We start from the raw sequence: 20,341 nt of genomic DNA, 5'->3' as shown, positions 1-20,341 counted from the left end.
CCATGATGCTAAAAGGGGAGAGCTCGACGAGCTCTCCCCTTTTACTACATTGTTAATCAAGCTAAGCCGTCTTATTACGTCCAAATAGTTCGTCCCAGTTACTGGCTGCCAAAACTGTTCCGCATACGATTACAACGCAGCAGATTACGGATGCCATGTCGGGAATTGTTCCAAGTAAGATCAGGCCAAAGACCACCGACCATGCCGAATAGGAGATATTTAGAGCCATCGCTCGCGCTGCTCCGATTGCCGCAATGCCCTTGTAATAGAACAGATAGGATGCAGTTCCTGCGAGTCCGGCGAGTGCAATAATCAATGTGGGCATGCTCGGGATAGCGCCCAGCGTGAAATGCCATGCTCCGAAGAGGGGGAGTACGAGCACTCCATAAACAAGCGCACTTGTAGTTTCGCGGATTTGCAAAGCCGTTTCGTCATCAACGGCATCATCTTTCATTCCCCATGCGCACAGCACCGCTTCGGATCCCCATCCGATAACGGCAAGCACCGCGCCGAGTAAGCCGAGAGGGGCATTTGCAATCTCGCTCGACCCGGCCGATAGATAGCCCATCGTCATTACGCCGCAAAGAGCAACGAGAAGGGAAAGAATCTGTCCTTTGCCCATTTTCTCCTTCAGCAGCACGAAAGAAAGGAATGCTCCGACAGCGGGATAGAAGGCGGAGATGATTGCCGTATAGGCAGCTCCAATGTTATTAATTGCCAATACGTAGCCGGTCATTCCGATAGGTCCACCGAGCAGTGCGCCGGCGATGACGACCTTGCCCGAACGAGTTTTAAGTGCAGCGAGCGTGTCTTTTAATCTGCCTCTAACTCCCATGTAGCCAAAGAGCCAGATTGCACAGAAGGCATCATGGAGAAAGGATCCCGCAATGGAGGCGCATGCAAGCGCTTCCGCCGATCCAATATAGGGCGCAAGCGCCAAGCCGATTCCAAGAATGACTGTATCAAGGCCCCAAAGAAGACCGCTAAAAAAGCCGAATTGCATCGTTATTCACCTTTCCGATAGATCTCCAGTGCCTTTTTGAGGTATTTGGCACCGTAATTGAAGTAGATATAGAGCCATTCGCCCACGAAATCGCCTTCGGCTTCTTTCAGAAGAGACCAGAGGTACCAGCACCATCCAGCAAGGGCAATGTGCGCATAGTTATGCGCAACTTCGTTGTTTGTTGCCTTGCGCCCAAAATATGCGTCAAGCGCGCGGTCGACTTCGTCTTCGGAAAGCTCACAGCAGACACTGCAAGTTCCAAAATCGTTCGCGTAATCGCTCATGCCAGCATATTCCCAGTCAATGAGATAGTACTTGTCGTTTTCATCGATAAGAAAATTGAGGTAGAAGAAGTCATTGTGACAAAGGCATTTTGGCGCATTGTCGGCCTGAACAAAGTGCTCCAATTCATCGATTTCGGCGGCCATTTCCCTGTAGCCCGGAATGTCGATGGGACCTTTTTCCAGAAGAAGTGATTCGTAGCGCTTCGCTTCGAGGTAGAAGTCAAATTCGGTTTCGACATTTGCACCGCTCTCGTGAAGCGAACGACACATCTGCATCATTCGCTTCATTTGGGCAGTATCATGCGGATCAGGCTGCTTTGCGTTGGGTACAAACTTCGAAATTTTCCAACCGCGCTTTGGGTCCTCATGAATAAACGTATCGTCAAGGCCGAGTTCCTTGGCCTTTTTAAGTGCGGCTACTTCTCCATTTCTGTTAATAAGCAGTTCGGTTCCGACTCCCGGATGGCGGTAAACGTACTCTCCATCATTGGTTCTAAAGTGGCACGACAGGTTCGTAAGGCCTTGTTTAAGGGGATAAACGTCGTGAATCTCTGATTTGGAACAGCCGAGCACTTGCTCGATGTTATCGAAAATATCGGAGTCAACGTTTTCGATAAAATGCGGATCAAAGGCACGCAGCTCATCAAGAGAATCGAATTCGTTGATCTCGCCCTCAGGATACTTCTTGATCGCCATATCGAGCTCCTTGATGTGCTCGATATACAGATCTTCCCAAAGCTTGTCCGTTGTTTCGGGCTTGTTATATTCCGTTTCAAGAATCTGCTTAAACGTAAGCGAGAACGCTTTATCAAAGTAAACATGTCCGAGCATATACCATGCATCGGAACCGCCAATCGTAACATTGGTGATTCTATCCATTGCTCCCGTTTGAATGCACCATTCTTTGGTGGCGCCTTCAGCATATTGAGCAGAATAAAATGCTTTCCAAACATATGCTTCAAACGGATTGTTTAGAAGGTAATCATCGCTTGAGCAAATGTAGGTGTTGTCAAGCCGCTCTTTTACGCACATAAGCGATGCGTGGTTATTTTTGGATGCGTATTCGTTGTTGACGACAATAGAAACGCCGAACTTGCTTTCAAGATAGAAGAAATACTCTTTTTTATAGCCGACAACGACGGTGATATTGCTGATACCCGCGTCTTGCAGCTGCCTAATCTGACGCTCAATGAGAATCTCACCACGTACTTTTAAAAGGCCTTTGGGCTTTTCATACGAAATGGGAGCAAAGCGGCTCGAAAGCCCTGCAGCCAATATCACTGCGTTTTCAACCTTATAGGGATGAAGCGCTTCGTAACCGCTGTCGGTTAGGCTGTCCGATTCGAGAAGGCCCTCATTCGTGAGCTCTTTATTTGCTGCGTTTACTGATCCAAGTGAAAGGCCAGTCCGCTCGGCAACTTCTCGCTGGCTGGCATATGGGTTCTTTAGGTATTCGTACAGAACTGTAAAGTTACGCTTGGTCAGTTCCACTACAGGCCTCCAATTAAGATGTTCATTACTTAGGAAGAGAATAGAATGATTGAACGATATGTTCAATTTAATATATTTATCTACACAGACTGAACAGACAGTAACGAAAATCAATTTTGGAATGTGGATTAAAATAGATAAACGAGATATCTGGGAGGGTCGCTTATGTATCGATTCGAAAAGAAGGCCACGCTTGTTTGTGCTGCTGCGTCATTAATCACTGCTTGCTGCTTGCCCCTGAGTGCGAATGTCGCGTTTGCACAGGATTCCGTTGAGGCTCAGAGTATTGAGTCAAAAGCGGATTTTTCTTCTGTGGTTTCCGATGATTTGCAACCTGATAATTCTTCCGTCATAAAAGATGGCTGGCAACGAGACGAGTCGTCTGGAGTTTGGTATTACGGAAAAAACGGTAAACACCAAACTGGCTGGCTGCAAAGCGGGGGCTATTGGTATTGGCTAGATCCTGCCAATGATGGTGCAATGCAGACAGGTTATTTCAATGTGACCGATGCTGGCGGATCAACTACTTCGTTTTATGCGAACGACGGTAATGCCGCAACGCCTTTTGGCGCGCTATATCAGAACTGCTGGCTACGCAACTCAGATGGAAAATGTTTTTATGCCAATGCTGGAGGCGATTTAGCTGCTGGTTGGTTTTACCAAAACGGCACATGGTATTACCTGGATCCTGCCACCCATGTAATGCAGGTTGGTTTTGTCGACCTCGGGAGCGGGAAATACTATTTAGATGCCACTGGTGCTATGAAAACCGGCTGGATTCTCGTTGACGGGAATTGGTACTGGGCTTATTCATCGGGTGCCCTTGCTTCGTCATGGCAAACGATAGGTGGGGCTCGCTATTATTTTGACCCACAGACGTTCATCATGTTTAAGGGTCGTCAAAAGATTGATGGAAGAACCTACATTTTTGGTGACTATGGCCTCGCAAATGGATGGTACAAAGACGGAGTAGATTGGTATTACTGCTCTAACGGTATTGCGGCCACTGGCTGGAAACTCGTTAACGGCGCTTGGTATTATCTCGACCCAGCCTCCGATGGTAAGATGTCCGTTGGGTATTTAGACCTTGGCAATGCAGCTTATTATTTAAAGCCTAACGGGGCTATGGCTGTTGGTTGGACCCAGGTCGAGGACGGCTGGTATTTCGCCTCCCGATCTGGTGCACTAATTTCTGGCTGGTATAAAGAGGGCACGAGCTGGTATTACCTGGACCCTGTTAGCCATCTCATGAAAACGGGCTTATTTGAGGTGGGCGGTAACGATTGTTTTGCAAACCAGAGCGGTAGGCTTGTGGTTTCAAGCTGGGTTACCGTTAATGACGGCGTTCAAAGATACGCTAATGATAATGGATATCTTTGCAAGGATGTGATTCGCGAAAACGGCACTATCCTAAAAACCGCTGGAGCTGATGGTTGGCAGGTTGCGTCCGGCTGGGTTAATGTCGCAAACCTTAGGTTTTACGCTGAGCCCGGAACGGGTGCCATTCATCTTGGATGGCTGCAGATTGACGGCGATTGGTATTGGCTTGATGCCGATTCTGGCGTGATGAAGACCGGATGGGTTTTTACTGGCGGTGCATGGTATTGCCTAAACGCTGACGGAAAAATGGCAACTGGTTGGAAATGCCTGAATGGAACATGGTATTACCTTGAGTCCAATGGAAGCATGCACGTTGGCTGGCTTAAAGATTCGGGTAAGTGGTATTGGTTAGACGGCAGCGGCGCTATGGCAACGGGCGCAAGGACCATCGATGGCGTTCGTCGAGTTTTCTGGAGCGATGGACAGTGCGACAAAGTTGGCTGGCAAAATCCATCCCAGTATCCTCAGGTCAGTTCTTGGACTGTTCGGCTGCCTAGCTATTGCACCGGATACTTTACCTATGTGACCCCTTCTCGCATTTCTGTCGAAGCAACGCGGGAAGATTGCGTGAACGCCTTTATCCAGCGCGCCTATGAGTATATTGGTACGCAATATATTGAGCCTTGGTCTACCGCTCCCGGTGGAGCTGTTGATTGCTCTGGTTTTGTCTTGCAGTGCCTTTATGCTACTGGCATGGATATGGGTGTTTACAACCCTTATAACCATCGCTGGGATCCAAGCCAAACCTATAATTCCATGAATTGGTATCGAAGCAATATCTTTATGCCCGTGAGCACGAACTCAATTCAGCGTGGCGATGTGATTTATTATCGCGGGCATATCGCAATTGCACTTGGCGGCGGCTTGATGATTGATTCCTGGCCTCATCAAGGTGTCGGAATTCATCCTATTGGCGCAAGGGGAAATGTAATCGGCGCAGCTCGTCCGTTTATTTAATTGATTTGCTGCAAGGCGGTCGATATCGGTTTGGGGGGCCTGAAATGAATGCTCGGATTGATCATCGAATTTGCTGGCGAGTAATTCGCTTGATGCTATTTTCCGCCTTACTCTCAGTTACAGCCCCCGCATTTTCTTGCACTGCTTATGCCGTGGAAGAGGGGGCGGATAACGGTGTCGTAGAGCGCGACTCGACAGGAGGGCCGGGAGCATTGGTCGGTGGCGGTTGCTCTCAAGACTCCAGCGATTGTGCCGACAAAACAACGGAAGATTCGAGCCTACAGGTTGTCGAAAGCCATGACCCGTCGACTACAGAACAACTATCTGGATGGCAATGGAACGGTTTGTCCTGGTATTACTATCTAGATGGCTGTCGTTTGACCGGAATGCAGAATATTGACGACTCGCTGTACTACTTGGACCCCGCTCGTGACGGCGCAATGAGCTGCGGCTGGATTTTTACTGAAAATAAGTGGTATTACGCGGGTCCGTCAGGCGCTTTGGCAAATGGTTGGCAGCTTATCGGAGGCCAATGGTACTGGTTTGACTCCCTTGACGGCTGTTCCATGGTTACTGGGCGACGTGTTATCGATGGGCATCCTTATCTTCTTGGAACCTATGGACTGATTAATGGATGGTGTCTTGATAACGGTTTATGGTATTGGGGTAGCAATGGTGAAGTCTTAACCGGTTGGCTTCAAACTGGCAATAACTGGTATTGGCTTGATCCCGCCAATGATGGTGCTATGTCTAGGGGAATCGTTTCCGTTGGCTCATCACGTTATTATTTATCGGATTCCGGTGCAATGGCCGTTGGTTGGGCGTTTGATGGTACGGACTGGTATTACGCAGACGGTTCCGGCGCACTTGCGTCGGGCTGGCGTTCGGTGAACGGCGCTTGGTATTGGCTCGATATCGCAAATGACAATAGAATGGTTACCGGCTTTTTTTCCATCGGATCGAATCGGTATCATTTTTCTTCAACGGGAGCGCTGTCACTCGGCTGGTTTATGAGCGATGGAGACTGGTATTACGCTGAGCCATCTAATGCATCGGGTATTGTAAAGACGGGTTGGCTGAAGGACGGTAGCCAATACTATTATCTTGATCCTGCCGTCGACGGCAAAATGCTGCTCGGGCATTTTTCTGTAAATGGGAAAAGCTATTATGCAAAAGGCTCAGGCGCTGTTGCTTGTCGTGAATGGGTAGATGTCCAGGACTCGGTTCAGGATGGTCCGTCTAAGGCTTTTGCTGGTTCTGACTGCTCGTTGTGCGGAACATTGCGCAATGGGAAGTTATTTACTTCAAACGGCGATGGCGAATTGGTCGAAGCGCGCGGTTTCGTGACGCTTGGTGGCTGCATTTTCTATGCTGATCCGACTAATGGCTCCTTGAGCGTCGGCTGGCAGAACGTTAACGGAAAATGGTACTTCTTTGATGAGACCGCTGGCTATGCACGATCTGGCTGGCTGAGCAAGGATGGCTCCTGGTTCTATTTAGATCCATCTACTTACGTTATGAAAACCGGTTGGGTTGCCGTTAACGGATATTGGTATTACTTGAATTCGTCTGGTTATATGCAGACGGGATGGCTCAATTTGGGCGGCACCTGGTATTGGCTTGATGCTAGTGGGGCTATGGCTACTGGCTGGCGCGTTGTGGACGGATCCTGGAATTACTTCATGGCTAACGGCGCGTGGGTGTCAGACTATATGGACGCTAAAGCTCAAAGTTATTCAAGTAATACAAATTGGCTGATACTTGTCGATACGTCGCGTTGTATCACGAGCATCTACACTGGGTCATGGAATAATTGGTCCTTAAACCGTCGATATGTATGTTCGACGGGAAAAGCCAGTACGCCAACTGTGATAGGGGAGTACCAAGTCTACGGAAAGGGATACTCCTTTGGGCATGGATATACTTGCTATTACTACACACAGTTCTACGGTGATTATCTATTCCATTCTTCGCCCTACTACGTCAACAGTAACCGGGTGATGGATCCCACGATGGGCGTTCCATCCTCTGCAGGATGTGTGCGCCTTGAGATCCAGAACGCAAAATGGATTTACGATAACATACCTTATGGAACAAAGGTTGTTACCTATTGATATTGGACAAGTGTCTTTAAAGGTGGGAGAAAGACACTGATTCTTAAGGGACTCTTTTCCAATTGAGGTGCTTTGATTTGGCAAGCGGTTTCATGAGAAGGCAGTCATAAACTGTATGCACTTCCGGTGCGCAGGATTTTAATTCTCTACGAGCTTCCTTTTCAGATTATTTTGAAAAGCCAACCATCTCGCTCCCTCTAGGGGGGCGAGATGTCGGTGTTGGTGTTAAAAATTACGGGAGCACCATTCAATTTGCCGCCATGTATTATCTAAAGGCCGAGCCTTCTCCTGTCTTTTTTGAGCGTAATAAACAACACCTTAAATCTCTAATGATTGCTTTGCTAATCTTGAAAACATGACTTTGGGAGGATTTTTGGAAATAGAAAAGGGAAATGGTACAGGCGTATGCGTACTTCTTTCAGCATATAAACCTGATCTTAAGTTTTTCGCCGCTCAACTTGATTCGATTGATGAACAAACGTTTCCGGTTACGCTTTTGGTCAGAAATGACTGCCCCGAATCGGCCTCTTTAGAGGGGTTTATCCAAGAGCATATAAAGAAAAACGCCTATCGTTATTATCATGGCGATAAAAATCTCGGTTATGTCAAATCGTTCGAGGCACTACTCTCTTTGGCAGAAGGGGATTACGTAGTATTTTGCGATCAAGATGATATTTGGGAGCCTAACAGAGTTCAAGTTTCGCTCAACCATATGCTAGAAGAAGGCTCAATTCTTGATGTTTGCGATAGATCGGTAATCGACGAAAACGGAAACATGCTGGTAGAGAGCTACAGAAAAGCTCATCCAAATTCGCCTGAAGTAAATTGGTGCTCCGGAGAGGATATTACTATTCAGGCTGCAAGTGTATGCTACGGCATTGGTATGGCTCTCATGCTAGATGCGAGTGCTGCTAAGTCGATGATTCCCTTTCCGGAATCCACTGCACATGATTTGTGGTTGACATTGGGCTGCAGCGAACTGGGGAAGTGCAGTTTTACAACGACTCCCTTGGTTAAGTATCGTCGACATGGCGGGAATGAAACTGGATTCCTTGCGGGTGTTGCTTCAAAAGATGATTGGTATTTAACAAGAGTTAAAAACAGGGTTGATACAGCTAAGCAATTTGCCGAAAGATTTCCTGATTCACCGCACCTAAAGGAAATAATGGGGTTCGCCGATGCAAGAGAGCGACGCTCCATAATTGGCTTGCTTAAATATCGACGAGCTTGCCCGTCCATTGCTAAAGCTGAAATCGTTATGCGACTTGTACCGAATTGGCTGTTTCTTTTGATTTTAAACATGATTAAAGAAGCAAAATAGCTTCGTATCCGAATCGCGACTTGTTCAGAAGGGCGCTTATATTTGTGGAAGCCACAGAGAAGACTCTTTCGATTAAACACAATATGTTCTGGAATACCGTTGGCTCGTTGACGAATTTAGGCTGTCAATGGCTAATCACTATATTGGTCGTTCGACTGTCTGATGGATATAGTGCTGCTGGAATTTATTCCCTTGCTATGTCTATTTTCAACATGTTTTCTCAATTGGCCCAATACAGGATGTACACGGTACAAATTGCAGATGTTGAAAGGAAAAACTCTGCTGGTGAATACCTGACTTTTCGTTTCTTTACTACGTTTATGGCGTTTGCAATGTTGGCCGTCTATTCCATTGCGACGTGTCGTATTGATACGGTGCCTGCTGTTCTTTTGTATGCTCTCTATAAAACCGCCGGCTTAGTTATTGATGTCATGCATGCCAATGATCAGGTTGGCCATAGGATGGACTATATTGGGAAATCCCTCATAATGCAGGGCATTGGTTCTCTCCTTTCGTTCATTGTTGTCTTTGGGCTGTTAAATAGCCTCGAAGGTGCATTGTTGCTAATGACGGTAGTGACTATAGGTATCGGTGTTATTTACGATTATCCGAGATCAAATCGAATCTCTGCAATCAAACTTGGAATTACCCAAGCGAAGGTCAGAGCTTTCCTATGTGGCTGTTTGCCCATCGTTCTGGGCGGCATTGCTGCTTCTGCGGCGCCGAATATTCCAAGGCAGTATTTATCTTATACATTCGGAGATTCTGCTCTAGGCATTTATGCATCAGTTGCTGCTCCCGTGGCAATTATCCAAATGGGTGCGACGTATATCTATAATCCTTTATTAGGTTATTTAGTAGAGCGTTACTATTCTAGGGAAAAGTCCTTTTTTACGCTTATAGGTAAAATACTTGCCGGTATTTTATTTGTCGGCGTCATATCAGCAGTTGCGCTTTTCTTTTTCGGCAAATTATTGCTGTCTTTGTTTTATGGCGCTGGAATAGCCAAACATTCTGATCTCCTTCAGCCTATGTTGGCTTGTGCCTTTTTGACTGGCATTGCTTGGTTTGTCAACGATTTGCTGGTTTCTCTTGATAACTACCGAGGGGTATTTGTTGGCAGCATATTGTCCTTAATCAGTGCTGTTGCTGTCATGGCTCCCGCGCAAGTGTTGTTTGGCTTAAATGGCCCTACTGTAACGGCGCTTATATCCAATGCTATTTGCCTTATTTATCAGTCTTTTGTTTTGGGGAAACAGACGCAAGAATGGTTTGGGGAAAAGAGATAGGCCGATGATGTCTAAAGCTCACGCGCTATTAAAGCTTCAAAACACTGAATTGGATATCCTTCAGGTTGTCGCTGCATTCTGCTCTAAGCACGGCATCAGGTGGTGGCTTGATGGCGGAACATGTTTAGGAGCAATGCGTCATAGGGGGTTTATCCCTTGGGATGATGATATAGATATCGGAATGATGCGTTCAGACTATGACCGCTTTTGCTCTTTAGCCGAGGATGGTTTACCGGAAGGATATTCGCTCCATACATCGCGGAATACTATTGGCTATGCTGCGATGTTTGCTAAGGTGTATCGCGATGAAACTCGCTTCGAGAATCAGGAGGCTCGAGAGGCTTCCAGTTCGATGGGTATTTTTGTCGACATCTTTCCATATGACCAGCTCTATACAGATAAACGCCTTCGTGCAAAACAAGTCCGAACTGCATCAATTGCACAGAAAAGAGCTTATTTATATCACTCTTCTTCCATTGTTGTCCCTCATAAAGGGTTCCTTGGACAACTCGAGCAAATTGGTTGTTCTGCTATACACGTAGTGGAACGACTGGTTTCTCGAGGCGCATGCTCTTACCAGGATTTGTTCGACTCCTGTATTGCCGACTCAAATACGGGTGAGGTCTCTGATTATTGTCTGACGTTAAGCTGGCCGAATATGGCGCCAGTGCCTATTTCAGAGATTTTCCCTCTGAGCAGTGCGGTTTTCGAAGGCAGTGAATTCCCCGTTCCTCGTATGACGGATAAATATCTTACAACGATGTATGGCGAATGGAAGAAAATTCCGGAGCCGGAAAATCGACATACCCATCTTCCTCTTCTGCTTGACTTTGGGGATGGTGAAGTCTGGACTGCGCAGAATTAAGGATATGAAATCTTTACCAGATGAGGTTATGTAATGAGTTCTTCTATTTGTATTTTCACCCATCATTATCACCCGCAACTTAGTGGAATTGGTAATTTTGTCGATGGTCTCGCTCATGCCCTAGCTGCCCGCGGCGACAGGGTGGTTATCGTTACTAATGATTCAATGCGCGTAGGAGTCGGTCATTCAGTCGAAAACGGTCTCGAGATAATTCGGCTTCCATGTATTTCATTGCTTGATGGAAGGCTTCCTCTTCCCAAAAAAACCGGCGATTATTACCGGCTCCTGCAAAGCCTTGATGATTATGAGTGGGACGGCGTACTTATCAACACGAGGCTTTTCCCCCTCTCACTCGAAGGGCTGAAGTTTGCTGTGGATCATAACACTAGGGCCGTCGTTCTCGACCATGGTTCAGCGTATCTTTCTTTCAATCAGCCATTCCTTGATTATTTTGTGCGCCGATATGAGGATTGGATTACTGATCGCGTAAAGACGTTTGAACCTGATTTCTATGGGATTTCTTCTAAAAGCGTTGAATGGCTTCAGCATTTTAATATCGGTGCAAAGGGCGTAATATCGAACTCAATCAATGCTTCAATTTATAGGAGCATCTCTTCGGGTAGAGATTTCCGATCAGAATTAGGTGTCCCTCAATCATCTTTAGTTGTGGCTTTTGTTGGGCGGTTTATTCCTGAAAAGGGAATTTATTCAATTATTGAGGCAGCTCGCGCAAAGGATATTACCAAGCGTGATATTTGTTTTGTTCTTGCAGGGGATGGTCCGCTGGCCAATGAAGTCAAGGAAGCCTGTTCGTCGAACTTGTTTTGGCTTGGGAGATGTAGCGCAGAGGACATTTCCTCCTTACTTCAGCAAGCAGATGTGCTTTGTCTTCCAACTCGGTCCGAAGGCTTTTCGACGGTACTTCTTGAGGCTTCAGCTTGCGGAACGCCTGCTGTGGTAACAGATGTGGGAGGCGCGCACGAGCTTATTCCAGATGATAGCTACGGCACGATAATTCAGTCCATGTCATCTGATGAGGTGGTTTCGGCATTATGCAGGCTTTTTGATGATCGAAAGCTGCTTTCTCTACAGTCTCGAAACTCTAGGGCCCTTGTTGAAAATCGATATAGCTGGGACGCCACTGCTATAGATGTCGAGAAGGCGTTTTGTATTTGCTAAGTGATACTTGGCTGGCTTTTACTTAGCTTTTGAGTGAAGTTGGATCTAAGACCCGAATTTGTTATTGTCGACTTATCCTATTCGATTTTGTCTTTAGTTGGAGATGCACGTTTTGAATAATCCTGCAATTAAGAAAAGCGAGTACGCGCTTGCCATCTTTGGGCTGGGACTTCTTTTGTTAGCTGTCGCGACATCATTGCACTATAAGAATTTAAATCTATTCATTCTTGAACTCTTTTGCGATGTCGTTGCTGTTGCGTGCTTATATTTGCAACCGAAATCACAGTCGAGCGGTGATGCTATTCGTCAGATAACCGTTCTCGTCGCGTCCAGTATCCTCAGCAGCTTTCTGCTAGTTTTCATCATATTGGCTGGCGCGAAGACGTTTGGCCCCTTCGGTCTTGGTGCATGGAATATCTCAGGTCTGGTTATATGCTTTCATTTAGTTTTAGCGTTCCAGGGAATTGAGCTTTGCTATGGCCTGATGAAGAGCTTCGTAACCTCGGTTAAGAAAACTGATGCTAAGAAGTGTTTCTTTTATTTGGCGGTTTTTGTTGGCTTTGCTGTTTTAATCGCTTTTATTGGCATTCCGCTCGATAAGTCAAAGACGGTGTTGTTCGCGTCTGCTTTGCCCATTACGGTTTTGATCGGATTGATTGCTATTAATGGGGGCATTTCTTATCTGAAGCCCGAACTGTTCGCTTTCGCATGCATTGTCTCAATTGGTCTATCCGTAATTATTTGCTTTCCCGTTACAAATTTTTTGACATGGGATGATGAGGTCCACTATGGAAATGCAAACAGTTTTTCCTACCTCACAAATGCTGAAATAACAAATTCTGACCGAATGATAGTCGAGCAGTTTTGTATGGGGGACGGCTTTAGTTTGGATGCAGCTTTGGGTAAGTACCCAATAGATGAAACAAGAGAGTTTAACCGTGGCTCTGTTGAGCAATTGGTCAGAGAGGCTGATAAAAATGATTTAGCTGAAGGTATCGAACGTTTTAATTGTTTTGATAGTGTGGCTCTTTCTAAAATTGCCTATATTCCTTCATCTATCGGCCTTTGTTTGGGTCGCTTGCTTCATCTCCCATTCTCTATCAAATTTGCATTGGGTAAAATTTTTAATTTGTTTGCGTATGCAGTTATCTGCGGAATCGCAATTCGTATAGCCCCTTGCAGAAAATGTCTTTTCACTTGTATTGCGTTGTTCCCGTCTGCTGTGTTAATGGCAGCCAGTTACTCGTATGATCCCTGTGTGATATCGTTCAGTTTGCTAGGAACAGCTCTTTTGTTGAAGATGCTTATTTCTGAAGAGGATATTTCTGCTAAAACGTTCTTCGCATTTCTACTATCTTTTGCAATCGGGTTTGCAGCTAAAGCGATTTATTTTCCCTTATTTGGACTTGCGCTTTTAATTCCTGCAAATAAATATGTTTCAAGCAAGCAAAGACGTATCTTGATTGGTACTGCTCTATTCGTTTGTGCCATTATGATCCTATCTTTCTTGACGCCATATTTCTCATCTGTCGTAAATAATATTTCTGATGCACGTGGTGGCTCCGAAGTCTCTACGGCTGGTCAAACGACGGGAGTGCTTGCAAATCCAGTTGGAACTATAGCTGTAATCTCGAATTTCGTTTTTGGATCGATGCTGACCCCGGCGTTTCTCAATTCAATATCAACGAATATGGCTTATCTTGGGGACGTGTCTAATCTGTTCCCATGGCTTTCGTATCTCCCCATCATGCTGTTTGAAGCTATTTGCATTATTGATAATGAAAAAGATACTAAAATAAAGCTTAGCCGTTGCGGAATTGTTTGGACTCTATTCCTGGTTCTTGCTACTTGCCACCTAGTTGCTTTGGCTCTATACATCGCTTTTACAGGAGTTGGAAGCCAGACAGTTGCGGGTGTCCAAGCGCGATATCTCATACCTTTGATAATACCTTTTGCCTGTCTATTGCTCAGGTTCCCTATTTACTGCGATGAGGAGGTGAAGGCTAAAGTTACAGCCTTTATGCTCGGGGCTCCATTTGCGCTGCTGTATTTTGTGATGTTCGAGCTTCTGTATATCCGTTTTTTCTAAATTAGCGATATAGGTCATGGTTATAGTAGGAGTGGGCAATTAGTTGGATTCGATTGGATCGAATGGGACGGCGTTGAGGGTTCGCTCAGGACATGCGCCCCGTATTTGAGGCAGAACTGCAAGGGGTCCTTTTCCTGCGGTGATGGATGGGGACTCCATGTGTGCCCTAGTTGAGCAAGCTAAATATCTAAGCTTGAGATGTAACTTCCTAATGGTTAGACAGGATACAGTAAACTTAAGTCTGAGTTAAGCTATGCGTTGGACTGTAAGAGTCGCAAATTCTTTGGGCGTCGCTAAGAGCCAACTGTTTTTGGAATGGATGAATCTCGATTGTCTTTTACTTCAACGACATGTTCAAAAGGACATCTGCGTGTTCTCGTAATAATTCCTGCCTATAACGAACAGGAGTGCATTCTCAATACCGTTGCAGCTATAAAAGCTGCGGGTTATGACTATGTCGTAATCAACGACGGCTCACAAGATACAACGCTTGAGCTTTGTCGAGAGCATGGTATCAACATATTGGATTTGCCGCAGAACCTTGGTATCGGTGGAGCGGTCCAAGCGGGCCATAAATATGCCCAGAGATTTGGCTATGATATCGACATTCAGGTTGACGGCGATGGCCAACATGATCCTTCTTATATTCCTGAGCTTGTAAAGCTGATTGAGAGCGGTGCGAGTTTGGCGATAGGCTCTCGATTTCTGGTTGAGACTGATGGTTTTCAATCAACTTTTATGCGTCGTGTTGGAATCAGGTGGCTTTCATTTTTGCTCGAGTTGCTTACGGGTAAGGTGGTCACCGATCCCACTTCTGGCTTTAGGGCCTGCAATAAAGATGCTATCGACCTGTTCTGCAAGAGTTATCCTGATGACTACCCGGAGCCAGAGTCGATTGCTTTGGCTATGAAGCTTGGTCTTCCCGTTATGGAAGCGCCTGTAAAGATGAATGAGCGCCAAGGTGGACGTTCATCTATCGGGGGCTTCTCTTCCGTCTACTATATGGTCAAGGTTACGTTAGCCATTGTCCTTGTGTGCTGGGTTCATAGGGGAGACAAATAATGAATCTTATTTTGAGGATTGGTGCGGCCCTCTTTTTCGGCGGATTCCTCGTCTATGTTTTACGTCTCGTGTCCAACGGAAAGATGCTTCTTAAGTACTCTTTGCTGTGGATTTTGATGTGTATGGCGGCCTTGATCTGTGATTTATGTCCTCAGATTATTTATAGTTGTTCAACAGCTATTGGGTTTGTCAACCCGGCCAATTTCCTTTTTTTGGGTGCAATCGTGCTGTTGCTTGCAATCTCTCTGTCTCTTAGCGTTGCCGCGAGTCGTCATGTTTTGGCGATCAAAAACCTTACTCATAGGATTGCCCTGCTCGAAAAAGAGCTTGAGAAAAGGTCTGATCATGAATGAGCTCAATACATGGTTTGATTCAGTTCCTTCGGCTATCCCTCATTAGGGCTCCTAAGTTTGTGCACCATTGATCGCGCTCGACTGCTGGTTGTGGATTGTCTAACAAATAGACAATCCCTATGTTGAGTGTCTTATCGTTTTATCTGGTGCAACGTATCAAGCGAGTTGTCTTGCATATTAATTAATTTGGGAACTGCATCTCTGGGTCGACTGCATCTGGATATTCAAAGGTTAATTTGATTTGGCGAGAAGAGAAAAATGATGAAAAATCGACATCTGAGTTTAATCAGCGTGGTTTGTCTAACATCTATTTGTTTCATCTCTCTTTTATGGCCCGCAATCGCATTTTCATTAACTGAAGATTGCGTGGCTGAAGGCACTGATGGCTCTTTGGTTCAATCGGGTCAGGAAGCATTTGGGACATCAGGTAGCGATCGTTTGACTTTGGATTCCGATAATTTCAAAGCATCTATCGATTCGTCGATATATGAATATACTGGCGATGTGATTACTCCTGATGTCTCTGTTTTGACTGCCAGCGGTTCTGTGCTAGCAAGCGGAATCGATTATGAAGTCACGTATTCAGATAATGTTGCCCCTGGCTGCGCCACTATAAGAGTGAATGGGCTAGGGAATTACGCCGGCGTTACCTCTCAACTGTCGTTCCAGATCGTTCGTTCCTCTGATAATAACATCGCTCTTCCTGGTTCTTGGGCCTACCAAAACGGTAAATGGTGGTGGAGATATGAGGCTGGTGGTTGGCCGTCAAACTGTTTTCTGTCCATTAGAGGGGCGGAGTATTATTTTGATTCCGAAGGTTATGCAGCTACTGGCTGGAAATACTTGAACGATGGCTGGCATTTATTTTCTAACTCCTGTGCACATTTGAAGGGATGGGCTGCCACCGGTGGGCGCTGGTTCTACCTTGACGAGACATCGGGTTCAATGAAGACCGGCTGGGTTTTAATTGATGATAGCTGGTACTATTTGGACAGTTCGGGCGCTATGCAGACCGGGTGGTTACTCCTTGGCAATACTTGGTACTGGCTTGAGCCTTCTGGATTAATGGCTACGGGCTTTAGGCTTGTTAACGGCTCTTTGTATCATTTTTCCGAATCCGGTTCTATGAGCTCCGGTTGGTTTATTAACGATGGGGCATGGTATTGCTCCAACGCATCGGGAGAGATTCGTACCGGGTGGTTTTACAATGGTTCTAGCTGGTATTTGCTAGACCCCAATAATAATGGCGCCATGCTGGAAGGATTTCAAACTGTAAATGGCTCCATTTATTATTTGGATCCGGATAGCGGCGGTGCATTAAAGTGCAACACTTGGGTCTTCTCACAAGATGAAAACGTATATTATGCGTGCAGCAGTGGTGCGATTGTGCTTTCGGGCGTCAAGGACGGCGCGGGTGGAATTAAGCTCAGGGATCCCGAGGGAAAGCCTGTCGCTGGCTGGTATTGGTCCTCAGCTGCACAGGTGTGGTTTTACACAGACTCAGATGGGGTTCTGCAGCGCGGTTGGCGATTCATTGACGGTAGGTGGTATCACCTCGACAACGAATCCGGAGCTATGAATACTGGCTGGTTCCTCGATGATGATGGAACGTGGTACTACCTTATGTCTTCTGGACAAATGGTAAATGGCTGGAACAGAATTGGAGACTCCGAGTATTTCTTTAATGCCTCAGGTGCTTGGGTGGAGCCTGAGCACTCCGCGCGCGCCTCCTTGCAGTCCCAGATCGTTAATCGTTGCCATAGCGTTCCTTCTCCTGGGGCGGGACTGTGCTCGGAGTGGGTTAGCCATGTGTTTTACCCCGTGCTGGGGTCATATCCCAACGGCGACGCATGCGACATGTTCTGGAATTGGTGTTACAGCCGAGATATATCTCAGCTTAAAGTTGGAATGATCGTTGCGGTCCCTACGCATACTCATACAAGTGCTGGTGCCCGCTGGGGCCATATTGCTATTTATATCGGAAACGGTATGGTTATGGATAACATCGGTTACATCAGGACAACATCACTTGCTTGGTGGCTGAACTACTACCACACTACCGCTATACCACAGTGGGGCTGGGTTTTAAATACGCCTTTGGAATGATGCGGATTCTGGCCAGCATGCGGAATCAACGCCTGCTTGTGTATCGAATCACAAACGCTTCTTAACTGTATATCATGTATGGAATGCAATTATTCATAGTAAGGGAATCGAGGGTTGACCCTCGATTCCCTTATCTATTAGTCGCATTTTAATAAGGTTAAAATTAGAAAGCGCAGAATTAAGCTAACACTTTATAAATGATAGTAGCGATTTCCGGGTTCTCCCACGCTGAAATTTGGGTTAATGTACGGATCGCCTTCGACATAGTATTTTGCCCAGCGATAATTCATGTATGCGACTTCTTTGTGGAACCGAATCTGCTTTTCCGTATTGTTTTCAACGCCTCTAGAAATCGACTCGTAGTGATAGAGCTCGACTTCGGGCGTGTATACGATCAGGTCGTTAATCTCGCGTAGCTTTAAGCAAAAGTCAACATCATTAAATGCAACTTGAAGCTCTTCGGTGAAACCTCCGACTTTCTCATATTCGCTACGCTTGGTCATTATGCAAGCTGCAGTGACAGCGCTGAAGTCTTGTTGCGCATCGTTGAGTGCAAAGTAGCCCCAATTATTCCTTGGCATGCTCTGGCAAAGATGTCCCGCCACGCCGCCAGTGACGCATAGGCCCGCGTGCTGAATGGTGTTGTCGGGATAGTAGAGTTTTGCACCGACTGCGCCAACATCCTCACGTGCGCAGATGCCAAGCATGGTCTCGATCCAATTGGGCGTAATTACCTCAGTATCGTTATTCAATAGCAAGAGATAGTCGCCCTTGGCGTGAGCAACGCCAAAGTTCATGAGCTTGGAGAAATTGAATTCGTGTTCCCAAGTTACAAGACGAACGATGTCAGGATATTTTGCTTGCAACTTATCGTAATAATCGAACGTCACCTTTTCTGTGCTGTTGTTTTCGATTATGACGAGCTCGTAATTGTCGTACGTTGATTTCTCAACAATTGATGTAATGCAGTTGTTCAGAATGTCGGCGTGGTCTTTAGTCGGGATGATAATTGACACGAGTGGGTGGGAATCTGGCACAGCGTAGGTTACTTTATATGTAAAGGGACGACGCGCTTGTTCGACCTTCGCATTGAGCCCAAGCCTGTCCAAATGACTCTGGACCGCTTTGATACCTGCGATAGTGGCATACGGCTTGCTATCGGCATTTGCTGCGGTGGAGGTCTCGCTTAGGCGCCAGTGGTATAGAACCTTCGCAACATGATGAACTTTCCTTGCCTTTTCCACGGCGCGGAGAGTCAGATTATGATCCTGTGCTCCATCGAACTCTTTTGTGTTCGGCTCTAGAGTGTCTAGCAGGGACTTACGGATGGTAAGCATGTGGCAGATATAGTTATTGTTTCTGAGCAGATCGATATTGAAATCCGGCTTAAAGAACGGCTGCGCTAACTTTCCATCGGGCATGAGTTTATCTTCATCACAATAAAGAAGATCGACGCCATTATTGTTTTCAATTGCCTCGGCATATGAGAACAACAAGTCCGGTTCAAGAATGTCGTCATGGTCAAAGAAGCTAACGAAATCGCCCGAAGCTACGGCAACGCCTGCGTTTGTGTTTTCGGAAATACCCTTATTTTCGGTAAGATTAATTGACTTAATTCTGTTGTCGCGGGCTGTTTCCTGCTCAACGCGAGCCTTTAGTTCCTGATTGTCAGGGCTTGCATTAACTAGGAGGAGCTCCCAGTTTGCATAAGACTGGTTTTTTACGGATTCGACCATATCGTTAAAAAACGAAATGGGCGTGTTGTAAAGAGGGACAATGATGCTGAATTTCGGAGCGCTATTGAAGACGATTTTTCTCTGCTTCTCCAGTGCGCCAATGGTTGCCTTATGCTCTGTAAACCATTCGGGGTATTCAGGGTCAAACTGCGCATGGGTAAAGAGGAAGTTGGTCTCCTCAAGAAGCAAGCCTAATTTATCAGGCGTTAAGCAGTCAAATGCACTGAATGAAGGGTGATTTTGATCGCCAATTATAAAGTAGTAACGATCAAACGCCTTTGGCATGCGGATCGAGAGCTGTGTTTCAAGTTGTTTTTTCTCGGATGTAAATCCAACACTCGTTACATTTGAGCCGAAGTTGACTATGCTCAGCTCAACCTCATTGAGGAACCGATCGAGGCAGCGAAGTTTGATTTGCGAGTCGTTGCGGTACGGTGTTCTAACCGTGCACCTCAGGATATACTCGTTTGAATCTTCGATGCACTGCCAAAAATCAATCGTCGCCATCTCAAACTCTGAAACGTCATCGTAATTTCTGAGTTTGCTGCACATGTCAGGTTTAATTTTGTAGTTAAGACGCGACTCCCATTTGATGTTCTTGCAATTGAGCGAAAGGGAGTCGCTGCTCAGGTTACGACCGTCTTTGCCGATTTCGCTAAACTCAATTTTGATTGCGCGAGCATCGGGATCGGGGATTACAAGGACGTATGAGTTCGAATCACAGCTATTGTCCCGGAATTTTAGGAGGGATAAAGGCAAGCAGCGGTTATCGTCTGTAGCCGCCTGGGCTGTTACGCTGGAGCCTTTATGGATGCCTTCAATCTTAAGCTGCTGGTAGATTTTCCAGTTTCCTCTGCATACTCCGGTTGTTTCGACTCGCATTGTTTGCCTTTCGTTTGTTGGACACTGCTCATTGTACTTTTTCATTTGTTGCCTCGCTAGAAATGCAGAAAGAGTTGCGTGTTTCTGCTGTCCGATTTAAATAAGAAGACGGGGAGGTTGCTGCCGGTGCGTATAATTTAATTAACTATGCATCTGTAATCAGCGGCTTTTGCTCAACGATTGTCAATCGAGAGGATTTTTATGAAAGGCATCATCCTCGCCGGCGGGTC

13 protein-coding genes are annotated in these 20,341 nt (G+C 46.1%); 10 read left to right on the top strand and 3 right to left on the bottom strand.

Annotation, left to right across the window (positions count from 1 at the left end):
* Positions 1–61: 61 nt before the first annotated feature.
* Positions 62–1,003 (bottom strand): DMT family transporter, encoded by a 942-nt coding sequence (locus DW850_RS05905; RefSeq protein WP_117716690.1) that lies wholly within the window; start codon positions 1,001–1,003, stop codon positions 62–64.
* 2 nt (positions 1,004–1,005) lie between these two features.
* Positions 1,006–2,778: a phosphotransferase gene (locus tag DW850_RS05900; RefSeq protein WP_199575606.1), complete on the bottom strand. Its 1,773-nt coding sequence runs from the start codon at positions 2,776–2,778 to the stop codon at positions 1,006–1,008.
* A gap of 165 nt (positions 2,779–2,943) precedes the next feature.
* Between DW850_RS05900 and DW850_RS05895 the strand changes: the two genes are divergently transcribed.
* The 10 genes from DW850_RS05895 to DW850_RS05850 all read left to right on the top strand — a co-directional run bounded on the left by DW850_RS05895 (position 2,944) and on the right by DW850_RS05850 (position 17,493).
* On the top strand, positions 2,944–5,115 hold the full coding sequence (locus DW850_RS05895) for an NlpC/P60 family protein (RefSeq protein ID WP_117786529.1): 2,172 nt from the start codon (positions 2,944–2,946) through the stop codon (positions 5,113–5,115).
* A 44-nt stretch (positions 5,116–5,159) separates the two neighbouring features.
* A complete protein-coding gene (locus tag DW850_RS05890) occupies positions 5,160–7,229 on the top strand; it encodes a L,D-transpeptidase family protein (protein ID WP_117786528.1) in 2,070 nt (689 codons plus the stop codon).
* A 373-nt stretch (positions 7,230–7,602) separates the two neighbouring features.
* A complete protein-coding gene (locus tag DW850_RS05885) occupies positions 7,603–8,550 on the top strand; it encodes a glycosyltransferase (protein ID WP_158564977.1) in 948 nt (315 codons plus the stop codon).
* Between the two features lie 44 nt (positions 8,551–8,594).
* Positions 8,595–9,839, top strand: coding sequence for a lipopolysaccharide biosynthesis protein (locus tag DW850_RS05880; protein ID WP_124786114.1), 1,245 nt, complete (start codon positions 8,595–8,597; stop codon positions 9,837–9,839).
* A 4-nt stretch (positions 9,840–9,843) separates the two neighbouring features.
* Positions 9,844–10,704, top strand: coding sequence for a phosphorylcholine transferase LicD (locus tag DW850_RS05875; protein ID WP_158564979.1), 861 nt, complete (start codon positions 9,844–9,846; stop codon positions 10,702–10,704).
* 33 nt (positions 10,705–10,737) lie between these two features.
* The gene (locus DW850_RS05870) at positions 10,738–11,883 is read left to right on the top strand and encodes a glycosyltransferase family 4 protein (protein ID WP_117786524.1); all 1,146 of its coding nucleotides are present in this window, start codon (positions 10,738–10,740) and stop codon (positions 11,881–11,883) included.
* A gap of 112 nt (positions 11,884–11,995) precedes the next feature.
* Complete coding sequence (locus DW850_RS05865) at positions 11,996–13,972, top strand: DUF2142 domain-containing protein (RefSeq protein ID WP_158565230.1); 1,977 nt, start codon at positions 11,996–11,998, stop codon at positions 13,970–13,972.
* Positions 13,973–14,287: 315 nt separating this feature from the next.
* The gene (locus DW850_RS05860) at positions 14,288–15,034 is read left to right on the top strand and encodes a glycosyltransferase family 2 protein (protein WP_117786522.1); all 747 of its coding nucleotides are present in this window, start codon (positions 14,288–14,290) and stop codon (positions 15,032–15,034) included.
* On the top strand, positions 15,034–15,387 hold the full coding sequence (locus DW850_RS05855; RefSeq protein WP_117786521.1) for a DUF2304 domain-containing protein: 354 nt from the start codon (positions 15,034–15,036) through the stop codon (positions 15,385–15,387). The genes DW850_RS05860 and DW850_RS05855 overlap by 1 nt, the downstream gene beginning before the upstream one ends.
* A gap of 258 nt (positions 15,388–15,645) precedes the next feature.
* Complete coding sequence (locus DW850_RS05850) at positions 15,646–17,493, top strand: N-acetylmuramoyl-L-alanine amidase family protein (protein WP_117786520.1); 1,848 nt, start codon at positions 15,646–15,648, stop codon at positions 17,491–17,493.
* Between the two features lie 191 nt (positions 17,494–17,684).
* Here DW850_RS05850 and DW850_RS05845 read toward each other — a convergent pair whose 3' ends face one another.
* Complete coding sequence (locus DW850_RS05845) at positions 17,685–20,156, bottom strand: glycosyltransferase (RefSeq protein WP_117786519.1); 2,472 nt, start codon at positions 20,154–20,156, stop codon at positions 17,685–17,687.
* Between the last annotated feature and the right edge of the window lie 185 nt (positions 20,157–20,341).

It is taken from the genome of Collinsella sp. AM36-4AA, assembly GCF_003467795.1.
Lineage (GTDB): Bacteria > Actinomycetota > Coriobacteriia > Coriobacteriales > Coriobacteriaceae > Collinsella.
Note: the sequence above shows the minus strand (reverse complement) of the source record. Positions and strands in the feature narration are given on the sequence as shown.